The sequence below is a fragment of the Methylobacterium sp. J-059 genome, from assembly GCF_022829485.1.
In the GTDB taxonomy this organism is placed as follows: Bacteria; Pseudomonadota; Alphaproteobacteria; order Rhizobiales; family Beijerinckiaceae; genus Methylobacterium.
Window position 1 is genome coordinate 75,967 of sequence record NZ_JAKSYA010000108.1, and the last position, 16,860, is coordinate 92,826.

18 protein-coding genes and 1 pseudogene are annotated in these 16,860 nt (G+C 71.2%); 10 read left to right on the forward strand and 9 right to left on the reverse strand.

The window, feature by feature from the left end:
* The first annotated feature begins 7 nt into the window (after positions 1–7).
* Positions 8–811, forward strand: a complete 804-nt coding sequence (locus MKK55_RS13535) for an ABC transporter ATP-binding protein (RefSeq protein WP_243933699.1) — start codon at positions 8–10, stop codon at positions 809–811.
* A gap of 99 nt (positions 812–910) precedes the next feature.
* On the opposite strand, the gene MKK55_RS13540 is transcribed toward MKK55_RS13535, so the two are convergent.
* Complete coding sequence (locus MKK55_RS13540) at positions 911–1,825, reverse strand: manganese catalase family protein (RefSeq protein WP_147728870.1); 915 nt, start codon at positions 1,823–1,825, stop codon at positions 911–913.
* Between the two features lie 332 nt (positions 1,826–2,157).
* Positions 2,158–3,441, reverse strand: coding sequence for an O-acetylhomoserine aminocarboxypropyltransferase (locus MKK55_RS13545; protein WP_243935233.1), 1,284 nt, complete (start codon positions 3,439–3,441; stop codon positions 2,158–2,160).
* Between the two features lie 290 nt (positions 3,442–3,731).
* On the opposite strand from MKK55_RS13545, the gene MKK55_RS13550 reads away from it, so the two are divergent.
* The 5 genes from MKK55_RS13550 (at position 3,732) to MKK55_RS13570 (ending at position 9,199) form a co-directional block, all read left to right on the forward strand.
* Positions 3,732–5,363: an ABC1 kinase family protein gene (locus MKK55_RS13550; RefSeq protein WP_243933695.1), complete on the forward strand. Its 1,632-nt coding sequence runs from the start codon at positions 3,732–3,734 to the stop codon at positions 5,361–5,363.
* Between the two features lie 280 nt (positions 5,364–5,643).
* Positions 5,644–6,945 (forward strand): sensor histidine kinase, encoded by a 1,302-nt coding sequence (locus MKK55_RS13555; RefSeq protein WP_147727306.1) that lies wholly within the window; start codon positions 5,644–5,646, stop codon positions 6,943–6,945.
* 83 nt (positions 6,946–7,028) lie between these two features.
* Positions 7,029–7,355 carry a YnfA family protein gene (locus MKK55_RS13560; RefSeq protein WP_147842565.1) on the forward strand — a complete coding sequence of 109 codons (327 nt, stop codon included), beginning with the start codon at positions 7,029–7,031 and terminating at the stop codon, positions 7,353–7,355.
* Between the two features lie 75 nt (positions 7,356–7,430).
* Positions 7,431–7,817 carry a response regulator gene (locus tag MKK55_RS13565; RefSeq protein WP_147727304.1) on the forward strand — a complete coding sequence of 129 codons (387 nt, stop codon included), beginning with the start codon at positions 7,431–7,433 and terminating at the stop codon, positions 7,815–7,817.
* 89 nt (positions 7,818–7,906) lie between these two features.
* Complete coding sequence (locus MKK55_RS13570; protein WP_147727303.1) at positions 7,907–9,199, forward strand: O-acetylhomoserine aminocarboxypropyltransferase/cysteine synthase family protein; 1,293 nt, start codon at positions 7,907–7,909, stop codon at positions 9,197–9,199.
* Between the two features lie 58 nt (positions 9,200–9,257).
* On the opposite strand, the gene MKK55_RS13575 is transcribed toward MKK55_RS13570, so the two are convergent.
* The 3 genes from MKK55_RS13575 to MKK55_RS13585 form a co-directional block, all read right to left on the reverse strand.
* Positions 9,258–9,536 carry a DUF2312 domain-containing protein gene (locus MKK55_RS13575; protein WP_147727302.1) on the reverse strand — a complete coding sequence of 93 codons (279 nt, stop codon included), beginning with the start codon at positions 9,534–9,536 and terminating at the stop codon, positions 9,258–9,260.
* 163 nt (positions 9,537–9,699) lie between these two features.
* Positions 9,700–10,008 carry a DUF1244 domain-containing protein gene (locus MKK55_RS13580; RefSeq protein ID WP_147727301.1) on the reverse strand — a complete coding sequence of 103 codons (309 nt, stop codon included), beginning with the start codon at positions 10,006–10,008 and terminating at the stop codon, positions 9,700–9,702.
* Positions 10,009–10,081: 73 nt separating this feature from the next.
* Entirely contained in the window at positions 10,082–10,849 is a 768-nt protein-coding gene (locus MKK55_RS13585; protein WP_243935235.1) for an N-formylglutamate amidohydrolase, read from the reverse strand.
* A 211-nt stretch (positions 10,850–11,060) separates the two neighbouring features.
* On the opposite strand from MKK55_RS13585, the gene MKK55_RS13590 reads away from it, so the two are divergent.
* From MKK55_RS13590 to MKK55_RS13605, 4 genes are all read left to right on the forward strand, one after another.
* Complete coding sequence (locus MKK55_RS13590; protein ID WP_147859863.1) at positions 11,061–12,368, forward strand: glycerate kinase; 1,308 nt, start codon at positions 11,061–11,063, stop codon at positions 12,366–12,368.
* 18 nt (positions 12,369–12,386) lie between these two features.
* Positions 12,387–12,815 (forward strand): DUF1036 domain-containing protein, encoded by a 429-nt coding sequence (locus MKK55_RS13595; protein WP_147842561.1) that lies wholly within the window; start codon positions 12,387–12,389, stop codon positions 12,813–12,815.
* Positions 12,816–12,937: 122 nt separating this feature from the next.
* Entirely contained in the window at positions 12,938–14,374 is a 1,437-nt protein-coding gene (gene pyk / locus MKK55_RS13600) for a pyruvate kinase (RefSeq protein ID WP_147728957.1), read from the forward strand.
* Between the two features lie 74 nt (positions 14,375–14,448).
* Positions 14,449–14,556, forward strand: a complete 108-nt coding sequence (locus MKK55_RS13605) for a DUF1737 domain-containing protein (protein ID WP_243935237.1) — start codon at positions 14,449–14,451, stop codon at positions 14,554–14,556.
* 114 nt (positions 14,557–14,670) lie between these two features.
* On the opposite strand, the gene MKK55_RS13610 is transcribed toward MKK55_RS13605, so the two are convergent.
* The 4 genes and pseudogenes from MKK55_RS13610 to MKK55_RS13625 form a co-directional block, all read right to left on the reverse strand.
* Complete coding sequence (locus MKK55_RS13610) at positions 14,671–15,687, reverse strand: alpha/beta fold hydrolase (RefSeq protein ID WP_243935238.1); 1,017 nt, start codon at positions 15,685–15,687, stop codon at positions 14,671–14,673.
* On the reverse strand, positions 15,684–16,298 hold the full coding sequence (locus tag MKK55_RS13615; RefSeq protein WP_243935240.1) for a tetratricopeptide repeat protein: 615 nt from the start codon (positions 16,296–16,298) through the stop codon (positions 15,684–15,686). The genes MKK55_RS13610 and MKK55_RS13615 overlap by 4 nt, the downstream gene beginning before the upstream one ends.
* Before the next feature lie 110 nt (positions 16,299–16,408).
* Entirely contained in the window at positions 16,409–16,534 is a 126-nt protein-coding gene (gene ykgO / locus MKK55_RS13620; RefSeq protein WP_003601867.1) for a type B 50S ribosomal protein L36, read from the reverse strand.
* A gap of 183 nt (positions 16,535–16,717) precedes the next feature.
* Positions 16,718–16,860 (reverse strand): annotated as a pseudogene (locus MKK55_RS13625) (HlyD family type I secretion periplasmic adaptor subunit); the annotation flags it as partial.

The window sequence follows — 16,860 nt, forward strand, 5'->3', positions numbered from 1 at the left end:
CGGGACCATGGCCAACCCATCCCATCTCGACCTCTCGCAGGTCGGCATCAGCTTCACCCGCGGCGGCACCACCACCGAGGTGCTGCGCGACGTGAACCTCAAGGTCGCCAAGGGCGAGTTCGTCTCGATCATCGGCCATTCCGGCTGCGGCAAGTCGACGGTGCTCAACATCGTCGCCGGGCTTCTGAAGAGCTCGACCGGCGTCACCCTGCTCGACGGCAAGGAGGTGTCGTCGCCCGGGCCCGAGCGGGCGGTGGTGTTCCAGAACCATTCGCTGCTGCCTTGGCTCACGGTGCGCGAGAACGTGGCGCTCGCCGTCGACAAGGTGCTCGCCAGGACGAAGTCGAAGGCGGAGCGCAAGGCCTGGATCGAGCACAACCTCGCCCTGGTGAACATGGTGCACGCCGCCGACAAGCGGCCGTCCGAGATCTCCGGCGGCATGAAGCAGCGCGTCGGCATCGCCCGGGCGCTCGCCATGGAGCCGACGGTGCTGCTGATGGACGAGCCGTTCGGCGCCCTCGACGCGCTGACCCGCGCCCATCTCCAGGATCAGCTCATGGAGATCCAGGTGCGCCTGCGGAACACGGTGATCATGATCACCCACGACGTGGACGAGGCGGTGCTCCTGTCCGACCGCATCGTGATGATGACCAACGGCCCGTCGGCCACCATCGGCGAGGTGCTGACCGTGCCGATGCCGCGCCCGCGCCGTCGCCTCGAGCTGGTCGAGGACAAGGACTACGTCCATTGCCGCGCGGAGGTGCTGGAATTCCTCTACGCGCGCCACGCCAAGCCGGCTTTGGCCGCCTGAGCGAATGCCGGGCGCGCGCCGGCGCATCCATTGCCAGGGCCGCAAACAGAAAGGCCGGCGCCCCTCGCGGGAGCGCCGGCCTCGTCGTTCGACCTCGGATCAGCGGCTCTTCTTGTAGAGCTTGCTCGCGATCTCGAAGATCTCCTCGGGCGCGTAGTCGGGGGCGAAGGCACCGTAATTGCCGTCGAGCTCCGGGATCTTGCCGCCCTCGGGGTGGCCGTCGACGATCTCGAGCTGGCCGGGCGGATCACCCGGCAGCGCGACCTCGTCGTTCGACCAGACGCCGGCGGCTTCCGCGTAGTCGTTCGGGCTGAAGGTGTAGAGGCGGCGGTGGCTCCCCTCCTGCAGGTACTTCTGGCACTCGGGGATCTTGTCGAGGACGATGTTGGGCGTCGGCAGCATCTTCTCGATCTCGACGCCGGTGAGCTTCTTCAAGGCCAGCGCGTAGGCGTGGGCGTGGACCGAGCCGCGCACCAGCAGGTAGCCGCAGACCTCGCGACCGGTCGGATCCGTCAGGGTCTCGTAGACGCGCAGCTTGTGCAGGCGGGCGCCGCATTCCAAGTGGAAGTTGTGAAGCAGGTCGATGATCAGGTTACCGGTCGTCGTCACCATGTCCATGTTCCAGGACGCGGCGTTCGAGTTCATCGGCATCGCGCCGCCGCCGTTCGACAGGAAGCTGCCGGCGAGCCGGATGTCCTTCATGTCCTCGAAGGGCGCCTTGGAGATGTCGACGTCCTTGGTGTCGTCGCCGGGGCCGTTGTTCAGCATCGAGACGCCGGTCGAGACCAGCTCGACGTGGCCGAGCTCCTCGGCGAAGATGCTGGAGACCAGGCTGTAGAACGGACGCAGCTTGGACTTGTTGCGGAAATTGAAGCTCTGGAACATGTAGTTCCCGAGGGTGGACATCTCGCCGTACTTGCCGCCGAGCAGCTCCTGCAGGGCCGCAGCGGCGTTCGGATCGGGTCGCTTCGGCTGCGGAAGCTCGGCCTGCAGCTTGTCGATGCGCATGAACATGGGTTGGGATCCTTATCGCCGGAGCGCCGGGACGTGTTGGTGCTACCGCCGAGCGGCGCCCTTGTTCCTGGCGACGGACCGATAGCCGCGCATCGCAACCGCGCGACGGCGAGCCCGGCCCGCGCCGGCGTCCGGACTTTCGGCGGCGTCCGGACCTGCATCCACGGATTGCATAGCGTGGCGGATGCGGTCGCGCGGACGGGCACGGCGCGCCGCCATCCTGCTCGCGGATCGCCGTCTCGCAGGCCGGGCCGGACCCGTCGGCGTCACGGCGGCCGAGCCTCCAGCCGCATCGTGCCATCGACGCGGGCGGGACGCCGGCGCGGGGCCGGCTAAGCGCCGAGCGCGCCGTCGAGGTCCTCGATCAGGTCGGCCGGATCCTCGAGGCCGATCGAGAGGCGGACCACCTCCGGCCCGGCGCCGGCCGCGGTCTTCTGCGCGTCGGTGAGCTGGCGGTGGGTGGTCGAGGCCGGGTGGATCACCAGCGAGCGCGTGTCCCCGATGTTCGCCACGTGAGAGAACAGCTGCAGGTTGCCGACGAGCTTCACGCCGGCATCGTAGCCGTCCTTGAGGCCGATGGTGAAGACCGAGCCGAAGCCGTTCGGCGTGTAGCGCTTGGCGAGCTGGTGGTAGCGGTCGGTCTCGAGCCCCGGATAGCTCACCCACGACACCGCCGGGTGGCCCGCCAGGTGCGTCGCGACGGCCATGGCGTTGTCGCAGTGGCGCTGCATCCGCAGCGGCAGGGTCTCGATGCCGTTGAGGATCAGGAAGGCGTTGAACGGCGACAGCGCCGGCCCGAGGTCGCGCAGGCCGAGCACCCGGATGGCGATGGCGAAGCCGAAATTGCCGAAGGTCTCGGCCAGCACCATGCCGGCATATTCCGGGCGCGGCTGGCTCATCATCGGGTAGCGCGCGTCGCCGGCCCAGGGGAAGGTGCCGCCGTCGACCACGAGACCGCCGATCGAGTTGCCGTGGCCGCCCAGGAACTTCGTCGCCGAGTGCACGACGATGTCGGCGCCGTGCTCGAACGGGCGGATCAGGTACGGCGTCGCCATGGTGTTGTCGACGATGAGCGGGATGTTGTGGCGCTTGGCGATCTCCGACAGGGCGGCGATTTCGGTGATGACGCCGCCCGGGTTGGCGATGGATTCGCAGAAGATCGCCTTGGTGCGCGGCGTGATCGCCCGCTCGAACGAGGACGGGTCGTCGGTGTCGGCCCAGACCACGCTCCAGCCGAAGTTCTTGTAGCTGTGGTTGAACTGGTTGATCGAGCCGCCGTAGAGCTTGTTGGCCGCGATGAACTCGTCGCCCGGCTGCATCAGCGCGTGCATCGTCAGGAACTCGGCCGCGTGGCCGGACGACACCGCGACCGCCGCGGTGCCGCCTTCGAGGGCGGCGATGCGCTCCTCCAGCACGGCGTTGGTCGGGTTGGTGATGCGCGAGTAGATGTTGCCGAAGGCCTGCAGCCCGAACAGCGAGGCGGCGTGGTCGACGTCGTCGAACACGAAGCTCGTGGTCTGGTAGATCGGCGTCGCCCGTGCGCCCGTGGCCGCATCGGGGCTCGCGCCCGCGTGGATCGCGAGGGTGTTGAAGCCGGGCAGCCGGTCGGTCGTCATGGGTCTCTCCTCGGCCGGGTCGTTCGGGCACGATCACGTTCGCGCCAGCGCTGGCACGCGGTTTACGCTTCCCCGCCGCGGCGGTGCAAGGCGCCGGCCCCCGTCACGGCACGGCTCGGCCGCCTGTGATGGGGAGGCGCAGCCGCCGGATGCGGGAAGGCGCGCCCGTCCGGGCCGAAGCGCCGCAGCCCTCCGATCCGGGACGGCGCGGTCTCCGACCCTAAAAAAGACCCGATGCTCGTGCTGTCCGGGCACCTTCCCTCGTCGCCCCGCACGGATCGATCCGCTCTATGCTGAAAACCGCCTTCGTTGCCGCGCGCGACCGTCAGCGGCTGTCGGAGATCGCCTCGATCCTGATCGGCTTCGGCGTCAACAAGGTCGTGGACCGGCTCGGGCTGCGCTACATCCCGATCCTTCCGCGCCGCAAGCCGAAGATCGACGTCACCCGCCTGTCGGAGCCCGAGCGCCTGCGCCGCGCGATCGAGGCCCTGGGGCCGACCTTCATCAAGTTCGGCCAGGTGCTCGCCAGCCGTCCCGACCTGCTCTCGCCGATGTGGACCGAGGAGCTGGCCAAGCTCCACAGCCAGGTCTCGCCGGTCTCCTGGGAGACGATCCGCCCGCAGCTGGAGGCCGACCTCGGGGCGCCGCCGCAGGAGATCTTCGCCGAGTTCGACACCAACGCGATCGCCTCGGCCTCGATCGCCCAGGTCTACCGGGCCAAGCTGCATTCGGGCGAGGACGTCATCGTCAAGGTGCTGCGCCCGGGCCTGCGCAAGATCATCGACGCGGACCTGCGCCTGATGGCGCACGGCGCCCGCATCGTCGAGACCGAATGGCCGGACATGGCCCGCTACCAACCGGGCGAGCAGATGCGCCACCTCGCCGCCGGCCTGAACGGCGAGCTCGACCTGATGAACGAGGCGCGCAACTGCGAGTTGCTCGCTTCGCTGTTCTCCGACCGCGACGACATCGTATTCCCGAAGATCCACTGGGAGTGGTGCTGCGAGCGGGTGCTGGTGCAGGAATTCATCCACGGCATTCCCCCGAACGACGAGGCGCGGCTCGCCGCCGCCGGCGTCGACAAGAAGCTGCTCGCCCAGAAGGGGACCGACGCCTTCCTGAAGATGGCTCTGATCGAGGGCGTGTTCCACGCCGATCCGCACCCGGGCAACATGCTGGCGATGTCGGGTAACCGGATCGGATTCATCGATTTCGGCATCATCGGGCGCCTGTCGCAGAAGCGGCGCAACCAGCTGCTCGTGCTGATCGGCGCGATGCTGAAGCAGGACGCCGACGGGCTGATGGCGGTGCTGCTCGACTGGACCGGCTCGAGCAGCCCGGACCTGACCCGGCTGGAAGGTTCGGCGCAGGCCTTCGTCGAGAGCCATTCCTCGATCCCGCTCAACCTCGGGTTGGTGCTCACCGACTTCATGACCATGGCGCGCGAGAACGACCTCGCGATGCCGACCGACCTTGCGATCCTGTTCAAGGGCCTCGTCACCGCCGACGGCGTGATGCGCCACCTCGATCCGAACTTCGACCTGTTCGCCGCCGCCGGCCCGACGGTGCGGGCGAGCATGCAGACGCAGTTCTCGCTGACCGGGCTGAAATCCAAGGCCGAGGCGCTGGGCGTCGGCCTCTACGGCGCCGCCTCGGAGCTGCCGACGCTGATCCACCTGATGCTGGTGCGTCTGAAGCAGGGCCGGGTCACCGTCGAGATCGAGGTGAAGGGCCTCGACAAGGTCACCCGCGGCATCGAGCGGGCGGCGGCCCGCGTCGCGGTGGCGCTGGTGGTCGCCGCCTTCGCCACCCAGCTCGCGCCGCGCCTGATCGACCTCGGGACGCCGGTCTTCGTCACGATCGGCCTGGTCGTGTTCACCCTCGGCGTCGGCTGGCTCGTGCTGCTTGGACGGAAGAAGTGACGTCCTGCGCGACGGCCTAGACTTGTATCCGTTCCGGTCCGGTCGGCTTGACTACAATCGTGCCTTGCAGGCCCGGGCCGATATGCTAGCGTAATTCCGCCCACCGAATCGTGAGGATGCGGGTGGGGCGCGGCTCAGAAGCGGGCTCATCCGCCGGTCGCGCTCCGCGTCTCGACATCGCGTCGCCACGCCGCGCGTTTCGCGGGTCGATACGCCGTCGCACGCCTCGCGGACACGCCCGCCGGCGCCGCGCGACGGTCGTCGAAGGGGAGCTTGTGCGATGGACACGGGCGCGAGTTGCAAGATTTCCGCCTTTCAGGCCACGGTCGCCGACCGGCGGCTCTCCGCCCTCGAGGCGGAGAACCACCATCTCCGGGCGTTGCTGAGCGAGGCGAGCCGGCAGGCCGACGCAGAAGCCGAACGCAACGCGCGCCTCGGCCGGATCGTCGTCTCGGAACGCGGCGCCAGCCGCATCGAGGCACGTCGGATCGTCGCCGAGGCGGTGCGGATGCGCGCTGAGGCCGAGAGCACCGTGGAGCATTGCCGGCGCGACCTGGCGCGCGGTGCCGCCCGCCTCGCCGGCGCCGAGGAGCTGAACGCGCAGCTCCGGGCCAGCGAGGAGTTCAACCGGCGCATCCTCTGGACCACCACCGACTTCGTGAAGGTGCTGGACCTCGACGGCCGCCTGATCACCGTGAGCGAGAACGGGCCCGCGGTCCTGGGCGTCGAGACGTTCGCCGGGCTCGTCGGCCGGGCCTGGATCGACTTCTGGTCCGCCCCCGACAGCCGTGCCGGCATCCGCGACGCCCTCGATGCGGCGCGGGCCGGGCGGCCGTGCCGGTTCCAGGCGGTGCTGAACGCGGGCGCCGCGCCGACCTGGTGGGACATCGCGGTGACGCCGATCGACGGCGCCGACGGCCGCCCCGAACGCATCCTCGCGGTGTCGCGCGACATCACCGACCTCAAGCGCAACGAGGCGCGTCAGACCCTGCTCATGCAGGAGCTTGCGCACCGGGTGAAGAACACCCTCGCCCTGGTCCAGGCGGTGGCGACGCAGACCCTGCGCAACGCCCCCTCGCTGGAGGAGGCCGGCCGGGCGCTGGATGCCCGCCTCGTGGCGCTGGCCCAGGCCCACGACGTGCTGGTTCAGGGCGCGTGGTCGAGCGCCTCGCTGTCGGGCCTCGTCGCCGGCGCGGTGGCGCTGCACGGCGACGGGGTGCCCGGCCGCTTCACGGTGAGCGGTCCCGACCTGACGCTCGCCGCAGGCCACGGCCTGACCCTGGCGCTGATGCTGCACGAGCTCGCCACCAACGCCGCCAAGTACGGCGCGCTCTCGACCGGCGCCGGCCGGGTGGCGATCTCCTGGGCGATCGACGAGACGGAGCCGGATGCGCGCCTCCGCTTCCGCTGGGAGGAGATCGGCGGTCCGCCGGTCGCGCCGCCGACGCGGACGGGGTTCGGCACGCGCCTGATCGCCCGGTGCCTGAGCCACGATTTCGGCGGCGCGGTCGCGCTCCGGTTTCCGCCGACCGGGGCGGTGCTGACCCTGGAGGCGCCGCTCGCCTCGGTCGTCGCCGCCTGAGGCACCCCCGCCGGGGATCCGGCGCGACGCCCAGACGGGCGCCGCCCATTGGCGATCGCCGCCGGGCGTGAGAGAGGTCGCGGGTGTCCACGCTCCTCGTCTACGTCGCGGCCGGCCTCTGCGAGATCGCCGGCTGCTTTGCCGCCTGGGCCTGGCTCAGGCTCGGGCACTCGCCGCTCTGGCTCCTGCCCGGCGCCCTCGCGCTTGCCGGGTTCGCGCTGCTGCTCACCCGGGTCGAGGCGGAGGCCGCCGGGCGCGCCTACGCCGCCTACGGCGGCATCTACATCGCGCTCTCGCTCGCCTGGCTCTGGCTCGTGGAGGATCGCCCGCCCGACCGCTGGGACCTCTCCGGCGCGATGATCTGTCTCGCCGGCGCCGGCCTCATCCTGTGGGGGCCGAGGCCGGCATGAGCGCGCGCCTTGACGAGGCGGACACCGGGGAATAGGCCCCGGTGCTGGTGTTCAAACACAGTGTCCGCAGGCCTGATGACCGACAGCCCGACAGATCAACCCGTCGTTCTCCTGGTGGAAGACGACGGCCTTCTTCTGATGGAAGCCGCCGACACCCTCGCCGATGCGGGTTTCACGGTTCTCGAAGCGAGCCATGCGGACAAGGCGCTGAAGGTTCTTGAGAATCGCGACGACGTTCAAGTTCTGATGACCGACGTCGACATGCCGCAAGGCTCGATGGACGGTTTCGCGCTGGCCCGCCTCGTGGCCGACCGCTGGCCGGCGATCCCGGTCCTCGTCGTGTCCGGCATGGGCACGCCCGGCCCCTACGACATGCCCGACGGCGCCCGCTTCATCCCGAAGCCCTACGAGCCCAACACCCTGGTCCGGACGCTGCGCTCCTTCATCCACCGCGCGGCCTGAGCCCACGCCCGCAGGCCCGACGGGCCCTGCCCGCGGTTGCCCCTCCCCCGGTCCGCCGTGATAGGGCATGGTCCCGAGGACCGAGTTCGATGACAGACACGCCGAAGACGCCCCGATTCGCCACCCAGGCGATCCATGCCGGTGCCAGCCCCGACCCGGCCACCGGCGCGCGGGCGCAGCCGATCTACTTCACCAACGGCTTCGTGTTCGATTCCACCGAGCAGGCCGCCGACATCTTCAACATGCGCCGCACCGGGTTCTCGTACTCGCGCGGCTCGAACCCCACCGTCGCCGCCCTTGAGCGGCGCGTGGCCGCGCTCGAGGGCGCGAAGGCTGCCATCGCCGTGTCCTCGGGGCAGTCGGCGCTGCTGCTGGTGATGCTGACGTTGATGAAGAGCGGCGACGCCTACGTCGCCTCGCCGCGCCTGTTCGGTGGCTCGCTCGGCCTGATGCGGCGGCTCGACGGGCGCTACGACCTGAAGCCGCTCTTCGCCAAGGGCCTGACGCCGGCCGATTTTGAGGCGGCGATCACGCCGGAGACCCGGGCGATCATCTGCGAGTCGATCGTCAACCCGTGCGCCACGGTGATGGACATCGCCGGCATCGCCGAGGTGGCCCGGCGCCACGGTCTGCCGCTCGTCGTCGACAACACCCTCGCCTCGCCCGCCCTGATCCGACCGATCGAGCACGGCGCCGACATCGTCGTGCACTCGACCTCGAAGTTCCTCGGCGGCTCCGGCCAGACCATCGGCGGCGTGATCTGCGACGCCGGCAGGTTCGACTGGACGAGGACCGACCACTACAACCTGATCACCGGCGCATGGCCCGACTACGACGGCCTCGTCATCACCGAGCGCTTCCCCGACAACCCGTTCGCGGTGGCCTGCCGCCTGTTCGGCCTGCGCGACCTCGGCCCCGGCCTCTCGCCGATGAACGCGTTCCTGACGCTGACCGGCATCGAGACCCTTCCGCTCAGGATGGCGCGCCACTGCGCCAACGCGCGCACGGTCGCCGCCTACCTCAAGGACCATCCGGCCGTCGCCTGGGTGAGCTATCCGGGCCTGCCCGGCCAGCCCGGCGAGGCGCTGGCGCAGCGCTACGTGCCGCAGGGGCCGGGCTCGATCTTCACCTTCGCCCTGAAGGGCGGCGAGCCGGCGGCGCTGACGTTCATCACCAGCCTGGAGCTGATCTCGCACCTCGTGAACATCGGCGAGATCAAGTCGCTGGCGATCCATCCCGCGACGACGACGCACCGCCAGCTGCCGAAGGACGAGAAGGAGGCGGCCTGCGTCGGCCCCGACACCGTCCGCCTGTCGATCGGCCTGGAGAACGTCGAGGACCTGATCGCGGACATTGCGCAGGCCCTGGCACAGGTGGGCTGAAGGTCGCCTCGGACGTTGCGGCATGCTCGACCGTGGTCGAGCATGCCGTCGCGAGCCGTCAGACCATGCCGAGCGCCTGCATGTAGAGCTCGAGGATCGCCTCCTCCTCCTGGCGCTCGCTGTGGTCCTTCTTGCGCATGCGCAGGATGGTGCGGACCGCCTTCACGTCGAAGCCGCGGCCCTTCAGCTCGGCCATCACTTCCTTGATGTCGCCGGCGATGCCGCTCTTCTCCTCCTCGAGGCGCTCGATGCGCTCGATGAACGCGCGAAGCTCGTCGGCGGCCACGCCCTCGGATGATGACACGTCGCCGGGGGTCGGCATGGCATGCGCGTTCATGGTTCTCTCCTGTCCTGCCCGGTTCGTAGGGGAGTAAACTTACCGGGAGCTTAGCCGGAGCGACCCGCGCAGCCCCGCCGTGGAACGCGTCGCCGCGGCCCGGTGGCGGAACGCGTCAGTGCGGCTCCGCCGCAGCCGTTCGGTGCGGCTCCGTCGCGGACGTTCAGTGCGGCTCCGCCGCGGATTTGGCGAAGGCGGCCTGCTGCTCGGGGCTGGCCTCGGTCTGGTACTTCGCCTTCCATTCGGAGAACGGCATCCCGTAGACCCGCTCGCGGGCCTCGTCCTTGGTCAGGCCGAGCCCTTCGGCGTCGGCCGCGTCCTTCATCCAATTCGACAGGCAGTTCCGGCAGAAGCCGGCGAGGTTCATCATGTCGATGTTCTGGACATCGGTACGCGCCTGGAGATGCGCCACCAAGCGCCGGTAGACCGCCGCCTCGAGCTCGGTCTGCGTCTTCGGATCGATCTCGGTCATCGGCCTCTCGCGCTGTTCGTAAATGATCCGCTGGAGGTCGGCGCGGGGCGCGCCCGAGTCAAGCGTGCCCGCGTCAAGCGCGACCCTTCATCAGCGGGCGGAGAAGCCCGGCAAAGCGCGCGGCCCATTCGCCCTGCCCGGCCTCGGCGGCGATCAGGTCCTGGCGGATCTCGACCAGCGCATTGGCCAGCCCCCGCGCGGTGGCGTGCCGGTCGATCGTGTCGCCGGGCAGGCCGCCGCCGTAGGGCTCGTTGTCGCCCACCGTCAGCCCGGCGGGGTCGGCGCGCAGGCCCGCGATCAAGGGCGCGCTGAAGCGCTCGTCCCGGTCGTAGAGGATGCCGACCTCCCAGGGCCGGGGGACGCCGCGCCAGAACGGGGTGAAGCTGTGCATCGTCAGGAGCATCGGCGGGCCGGCCGCGGCGTCGGCCGCCGCCACCGCGGCATCGATCGCCCGGTCGAACGGATCGTAGAAGCGGGCGATACGCGCCTGCTTGCCGGCCTCGTCGATCCGCGCGTTGCCGGGCACCACCGCCCCGTCCGAGAGCCGCATCACCAGCGTCGGGTCGGCCCGGCCGCGGTTCGGGTCAATGATCAGCCGCGAGAAGTCGGTGAGGATCGCCGGCGCGCCGAGCAGCGCCGCGAGCCGCCGGGTCACGCCCGCCGCCCCGATGTCGTAGGCGATGTGGCGCCGGAACTCGCCCTCGGGCAGCCCGAGCTCGATGTCGTCGGGCACGTGGTTCGAGGCGTGGTCGCAGGCCAGGATCAGCCCGCAGGCGGGATCGCCCGGGATCGTCTCGACCGGGTGGGGCGGGTGTCGCGCGAGGCTCTGGGACAGGGGCACGGGTCCGGTTCGGTTCGCGGAGGCTGGGAGGTCTTGCCGTCACGGCAAGGCTCGGGCAGAGCACGTATCAAGGATCGTGCGCTCACGGCAAGAAACGGCCACGGCAAGAAACAGGCCCGTCGCCCAAAGAGCCCGTCGCCCCTGCCCGCACCCGCGGGTCGCGAAGGCGAGGACCGCACGAACGAGGAAACGACGCGCGAGACCCTGACCGATGACGCCTGAGATCGACCCCGCCACGCGCGCCCTGCGGACCCTGCTCGACGGCTTCCTCGCCGCGGCGATCGAGGCCGCCCACCCCGATACCTGCCTGCCGGCGCACCTGCCGCCGCCGACCCCGGGCCGGCTGATCATCCTCGGCGCCGGCAAGGCGGGGGGAAGCATGGCGGCGGTCGCCAGCCGGTTCTACCGCGAGCAGCACGGGCTCGGCGACGACCGCATCGTCGGCCTGGCCGTCGCCCGCCACGGTTACGGGCAGGACGCGCCCGGCATCCGCATGGTCGAGGCCGGCCATCCCGTACCGGACGAGGCCGGCATCGCCGCGACCCGGGAGGCGCTGGCGCTCGCCACCGCCGCCGGCCCCGACGACGAGGTGCTGGTTCTGCTCTCGGGCGGCGGCTCGGCCAACTGGATCGCGCCGGCCGGCGACCTGACGCTCATCGAGAAGCAGGCGATCACCCGCGCGATGCTGCGCTCGGGCGCGCCGATCGGCGAGATCAACACCGTGCGCAAGCACCTCTCGCGCATCAAGGGCGGCCGCCTCGCGGTGGCCGCGCGCAACGCCCGCTCGATCCTGACGCTGGCGATCTCCGACGTGCCGTTCGACGACCCCGCGGTGATCGCCTCCGGCCCGACCGTGCCCGACCCGTCGACGCTCGCCGACGCCCGCGCGATCTGCGAGCGCCGCGGGATCCCGCTGCCCGAGACCGCGATCCGCCTGCTGAACGACCCTCTGAACGAGACCCCGAAAGCCGGCGACCCGGCCTTCGCGCGGGCCGAGTACCGCATCGTCGCCCGGCCGATCGACGCGCTGGAGGCGGCGGCCGCCGCCGCCAAGGCCGCCGGCTACGAGCCGGTGATGCTCGGCGCCGACCTCGAGGGCGAGGCCCGAGAGGTCGCGGCCGAGCACGCCCGCATCGCCCGCGAGATCAAGGCCTCGGGCCGCAAGGTCGCGCTGATCTCCGGCGGCGAGCTCACCGTGACGATCCGCGGCGAGGGCCATGGCGGGCCGAACCAGGAATACGCGCTGGCGCTCGCCATCGCGCTCGACGGCGAGACCGGGATCGCCGGCATCGCAGCCGACACCGACGGCACCGACGGCGGCCGCGGCGAGGCGACGGACCCGGCCGGCGGCCTCGTCGACCCGACCACGCTGGCTCGCGCCCGCGCCGCGGGCCTCGATCCGGCCGCGATGCTAGCCGACAACGATTCCACCCGGTTCTTCGCCGAGATCGGCGACCTGGTTCAGCCCGGCCCGACGAAGACCAATGTCAACGACTGCCGCATTATCCTCGTCGGCTGACTTTTTTGGGAGTTTGCGTTGCGGCTTCTCGTGATCGGCGCGGCGCTCGGGCTCGCGTTGCTCGGCGCCTCGCCGGCCCGCGCGGACCTGCGCCTATGCAACCTCACCCCGAGCAAGGTCGGCATCGCGTTGGGCTACCGCGACCCGCAGGGCTGGGTCACGGAGGGCTGGTGGGACCTGACGCCGAAGGCGTGCGAGACCCTGCTCAAGGGCGCCCTGGCCGCACGGTTCTACTACGTCTTCGCCGTCGACTACACGCGCGGCGGCGAGTGGAGCGGGCGCTCGCTGATGTGCACCCGCGACAGCGAGTTCACGATCCGCGGCGTCGAGGACTGCCTCGCCCGCGGCTACGACCGAAACGGCTTCTTCGAGGTAGACACCGGCGAGCAGAAGAGCTGGACGATCCAGCTCTCCGACCCCAACCAGCCGGCCGCACCGCAGCCCTGATCCCCCCGCCCCGCCTTGACGGGGCAGCATGACCGGTGCTTCTGGCCGCATGCCCGTCGTCACGACTTCATGATGTTCCGCCAAGGGGCACGCGGCGGCAGCGATGTGCCCCAGGAGGCCCGATGAAACGTTCACGCCGCACGAAGATCGTCGCCACCCTCGGTCCGGCTTCCGACTCGCCGGAGATGATCGCGAAACTCTTCCGCGCCGGCGTGGACGTGTTCCGGCTCAACATGAGCCACCTGCCGCGCGAGAAGCTGCCCGAGAAGGTCGAGGCGATCCGCGCGGTCGAGCGGGAGTTCAAGCGCCCGATCGGCATCCTGGTCGACCTCCAGGGCCCGAAGCTCCGGCTCGGCGCCTTCGCCGAGGGGTTCGCGATGATCGAGAACGGCGCGAGCTTCGTCCTCGACGGCGACCCGACGCCGGGCGACGTCCACCGCTGCTACCTGCCCCATCCGGAGATCCTCTCCGCCCTGGAGCCGGGCCACTCCGTCATCATCGACGACGGCAAGCTGCGCCTCACTGTCACCGAGGCGAGCGAGACGCGCGCCGTGACCCGCGTCGAGGTCGGCGGCCGCATCTCGAACCGCAAGGGCGTCTCCCTGCCCCACACGGTGATCCCGCTGCCGGCGATGACCGACAAGGACCGCTCGGACCTCGAGGCCGGCCTCAACGTCGGCGCCGACTGGATCGCGGTGTCCTTCGTGCAGCGGCCCGAGGACGTGGCCGAGGTGAAGAAGGTCTGCGCCGGCCGCGCCCTGGTGATGGCCAAGATCGAGAAACCGCAGGCGCTGACCCGGCTCGACGAGATCATGGAGATCTCCGACGGCGTGATGGTGGCCCGCGGCGACCTCGGCGTGGAGATGCCGCTGGAGCAGGTGCCCGGCGTGCAGAAGCGCATCACCCGCGGCGCCCGGCGGATGGGCAAGCCCGTCGTCGTCGCGACGCAGATGCTCGAATCGATGATCACCGCCCCCGTGCCGACCCGCGCCGAGGTGTCCGACGTGGCGACCGCGGTCTACGAGGGCGCGGATGCGGTGATGCTCTCCGCCGAGAGCGCGTCGGGCGCCTTCCCGCTCGAGGCGATCGGCATGATGAGCCGCATCGCCGAGGAGGTCGAGCGCGACGCCCTGTACTGGTCGATCATCCGCGCGCAGAACTCGACGCCGGACCACACCGCCGCCGACGCCATCGCGGCGGCCGCCCACCAGATGGTCGACGCGCTCGACCTCGAGGCGATCATGGCCTGGACCCATTCGGGCTCGACGGCGCTCCGGCTCTCGCGCGAGCGCCCGAACGCCACGGTGATCGCGCTGACGCCCAAGCGCGAGACCGCGCGCCGCTTGGCGATCGCCTGGGGCACGCACCCGATCGTCACCAACGATGCCAGCGACGTGGACGACATGGCTTTCCGGGCCGCGAAGTTCGCGGTGCGCGAGCGCTTCGCCGAGGTCGGCGACCGCGTCATCGTGGTCGCCGGCGTCCCCTTCGGGACGCCGGGCGCGACGAACCTCGTGCGCATCGCCTTCATCACCCGCGAGCACGCCGCGAAGGCGTGATCGACCGCTCCGTCCCGTTCTTCGGCGGGACGGAGCCGCGGCGCGCTCCGGCAGCGATCGTAGCGGGGCTTCCGATGACGTCGCAGCCACCCGACGGCCTCCCGGCCTATCGCCTGCCGACCGGCAAGGACGACGCGGCCTTCTGCCGTCGCGTGTCGGACGCCCTCGGCCAAGTCCCGTAGGGATCGCCGGCGGCGACCTTCAACGGCATCCACGACGTCGTGGCCCGAGCCGTCGTCTGGCCTTCCGCGTCGCGCTGACGGCCGATCCGACCGCCGACCGGTCCACGCGGCGCCTCAGGGCGCGACCGGGGCGGCCTCCGGCGCGGCGACCCGCTCGGCCATCTTCGACACCGCGTCGACCAGCGCCTGCGTCGACACCCACGGCACCATGTGGCCGATCCCCGGCAGCTCGACGAGGTCGGCCCCCGGGATCGTGCGGCTCAGGGGTTCGGCCTGACTCGTGTTGCCGACGGCGCCGTCGGCATCGCCGGTGACGATCGTCGTCGGCACGCGCAGCGATTTGTAGCGCGGCGCCTGCGCGGCGAGGGCTGCGGCGAGCGCGACCAGGTCCTGCACGCTGGCGAGCAGGGTGGCCGGGCGCAGGACCAGGGCGGCACGGCTGCGGTCGACGTAGCCCTCCGCCACCGGCTGCGGCTGGAACACGTTGCGCGCCGCCGTCTCGAGGAAGCGCAGGCCGATGGGCGGGCCGAGCGTCCGGCTCAGCAGCCAGGCCACCGGCGGCTGGAGCGCGAGGCGCCAGTACCAGGCCGGGGTCCGCGCCTCGCGGAACGGCAGCGCCACCGGCGCGACCAGCACCAGCCCGGAGACGCGCTCGGGATGGTCGAGGGCGAGGCTCAGCGCCAGGGCGCCCGCCCAGGAATGGCCGAGCACGATCGCCGGGCCGACGTTCATGCGCTCCAGCGCCTCGGCGATGGCCGCCCCCTGGACCGCCGGGGCGGCGGCGTCCCCGCCCGAGAGCCGGTCGCTCCAGCCGAAGCCCGGCCGGTCGAAGGCGACGACGCGAAAACCCTGCGCGGCGAGCGCCCGCCCGACGCCCTCCATCGGGTCTGAGGCGTTGGCCGAGGCCCCGTGCAGCAGCACGACCGTGGCGCGGGCCCCGGTCTCGGGGCCGGCCTGGATCGTCGCGAGGCGGCCGCCGGCGACGTCGACGAACGGCCCTTCCGGGGGATGCTGCGCCGAGACCCGGGCGGTGATGATCAGCGTCGCCACCGCGCCCGCGCCGAGGACGGCGCCGATCAAGGCCGCGACGAGGCCGAGCAGGCTCGCCAGCGCGAGGATCACGGCCTTCACAGGTCGCGACCGTCGACCTCGGGTGACAGACGCTCCATCGCGTCCTTGAGCTTCGGCATGCGCGGGTAGATGGCGATCGCCCGGCGATAGGCGTTCATCGCCCGCGCCTTGTCGTCCATCGACAGGTAGATCCGGCCGAGGGCCGCCCAGGCCTCGAAGTGGCGCGGCTCCAGTACCAGCGCACGCTGCAGGTCGGCGATCGCCGATTCCCTGTCGGTCAGGAGCCAGAACACCGTCGCGCGCCGGTTCCAGCCCTCGGACCAGACCGGCTCTATCGCGGTGGCGCGGTCCATCAGCTCGGCGGCCAGGGCGAAGTCCTGTGTGGTCATCGCCTGGCGGGCGCGATCGGTGAGGAGGTCCACGGTGGCGCTGCCGGACCGGTCGAGGCGGCGCTCGATCAGGGTCGCGACGCCCTTCGCCTCGGCGTCGTCCTCGGCGTTGCGGAGACGCTCGTACAGCTCGTTCAGGCTGGCGGCGGGCTTGCGGTCCTGCGCCTTCGGCTCGGCGGCGGCCGGCGGATGGCGGTCCGGATTGCCGGGCGGCGCCGCGGCGGCGGCCGTCGAGAGGGTCGCGAGCAGGACGAACAGGAGCGGTCGAGCGATGGGCGCCATGCGGGGAGCTTGGTCCCCCCGCCCGCCGGCGTCAACGCGCGGGATGCCGCGCGGCGGGGGCGGTCGCGCCGCCCGGTCGGGCATCCGTCGGGGACGGATGCCGCGACGCCTCAGCCCTGGCGGGCCTTGAAGCGCTTCTGGGTCTTGTTGATGACGTAGACCCGGCCCTTGCGGCGCACGAGCTGGTTGTCGCGGTGGCGGCCACGGAGCGACTTGAGGGAGTTGCGAATCTTCATCGGTCTTGCACGCGGCGCGGGTCGGACCGGCCGTCCATCGAAAGGGTGTCGGGATCGCACGCCCTCGCGGGCGCACGGCGATGGCGGCGGACGCATCGCGGAAAGAGCGGGCCCCATATCAGGATTCGGCCGCACGAGGCAAGGCACCGCAGCGAAGCATCGCGCAGGGCCGTGCCCGCGTGCCTACTTCTCGCGCCAGGCTTTGGCGACCTGGTCGGCGAGCGGCTTCATCAGGTAGCTCATCACGGAGCGCTCGCCGATCTGGAGGAAGGCCTCGACCGGCATGCCGGGCACGAGCTGGACCTCGCCCAGGCGCTCGCGCTGGG

Bases quoted from the DNA above. Each gene is read 5' to 3' on its own strand.
- MKK55_RS13570 (WP_147727303.1), top strand. From the start codon at position 7,907: ATGACAGACACGCCGAAGACGCCCCGATTCGCCACCCAGGCGATCCAT.
- pyk (WP_147728957.1), top strand. From the start codon at position 12,938: ATGAAACGTTCACGCCGCACGAAGATCGTCGCCACCCTCGGTCCGGCT.
- MKK55_RS13575 (WP_147727302.1), bottom strand. From the start codon at position 9,536: ATGAACGCGCATGCCATGCCGACCCCCGGCGACGTGTCATCATCCGAG.
- MKK55_RS13545 (WP_243935233.1), bottom strand. From the start codon at position 3,441: ATGACGACCGACCGGCTGCCCGGCTTCAACACCCTCGCGATCCACGCG.
- MKK55_RS13590 (WP_147859863.1), top strand. From the start codon at position 11,061: ATGACGCCTGAGATCGACCCCGCCACGCGCGCCCTGCGGACCCTGCTC.
- MKK55_RS13555 (WP_147727306.1), top strand. From the start codon at position 5,644: ATGGACACGGGCGCGAGTTGCAAGATTTCCGCCTTTCAGGCCACGGTC.
- MKK55_RS13535 (WP_243933699.1), top strand. From the start codon at position 8: ATGGCCAACCCATCCCATCTCGACCTCTCGCAGGTCGGCATCAGCTTC.
- MKK55_RS13550 (WP_243933695.1), top strand. From the start codon at position 3,732: ATGCTGAAAACCGCCTTCGTTGCCGCGCGCGACCGTCAGCGGCTGTCG.
- MKK55_RS13615 (WP_243935240.1), bottom strand. From the start codon at position 16,298: ATGGCGCCCATCGCTCGACCGCTCCTGTTCGTCCTGCTCGCGACCCTC.
- MKK55_RS13580 (WP_147727301.1), bottom strand. From the start codon at position 10,008: ATGACCGAGATCGATCCGAAGACGCAGACCGAGCTCGAGGCGGCGGTC.
- MKK55_RS13565 (WP_147727304.1), top strand. From the start codon at position 7,431: ATGACCGACAGCCCGACAGATCAACCCGTCGTTCTCCTGGTGGAAGAC.
- ykgO (WP_003601867.1), bottom strand. From the start codon at position 16,534: ATGAAGATTCGCAACTCCCTCAAGTCGCTCCGTGGCCGCCACCGCGAC.
- MKK55_RS13540 (WP_147728870.1), bottom strand. From the start codon at position 1,825: ATGTTCATGCGCATCGACAAGCTGCAGGCCGAGCTTCCGCAGCCGAAG.
- MKK55_RS13605 (WP_243935237.1), top strand. From the start codon at position 14,449: ATGACGTCGCAGCCACCCGACGGCCTCCCGGCCTATCGCCTGCCGACC.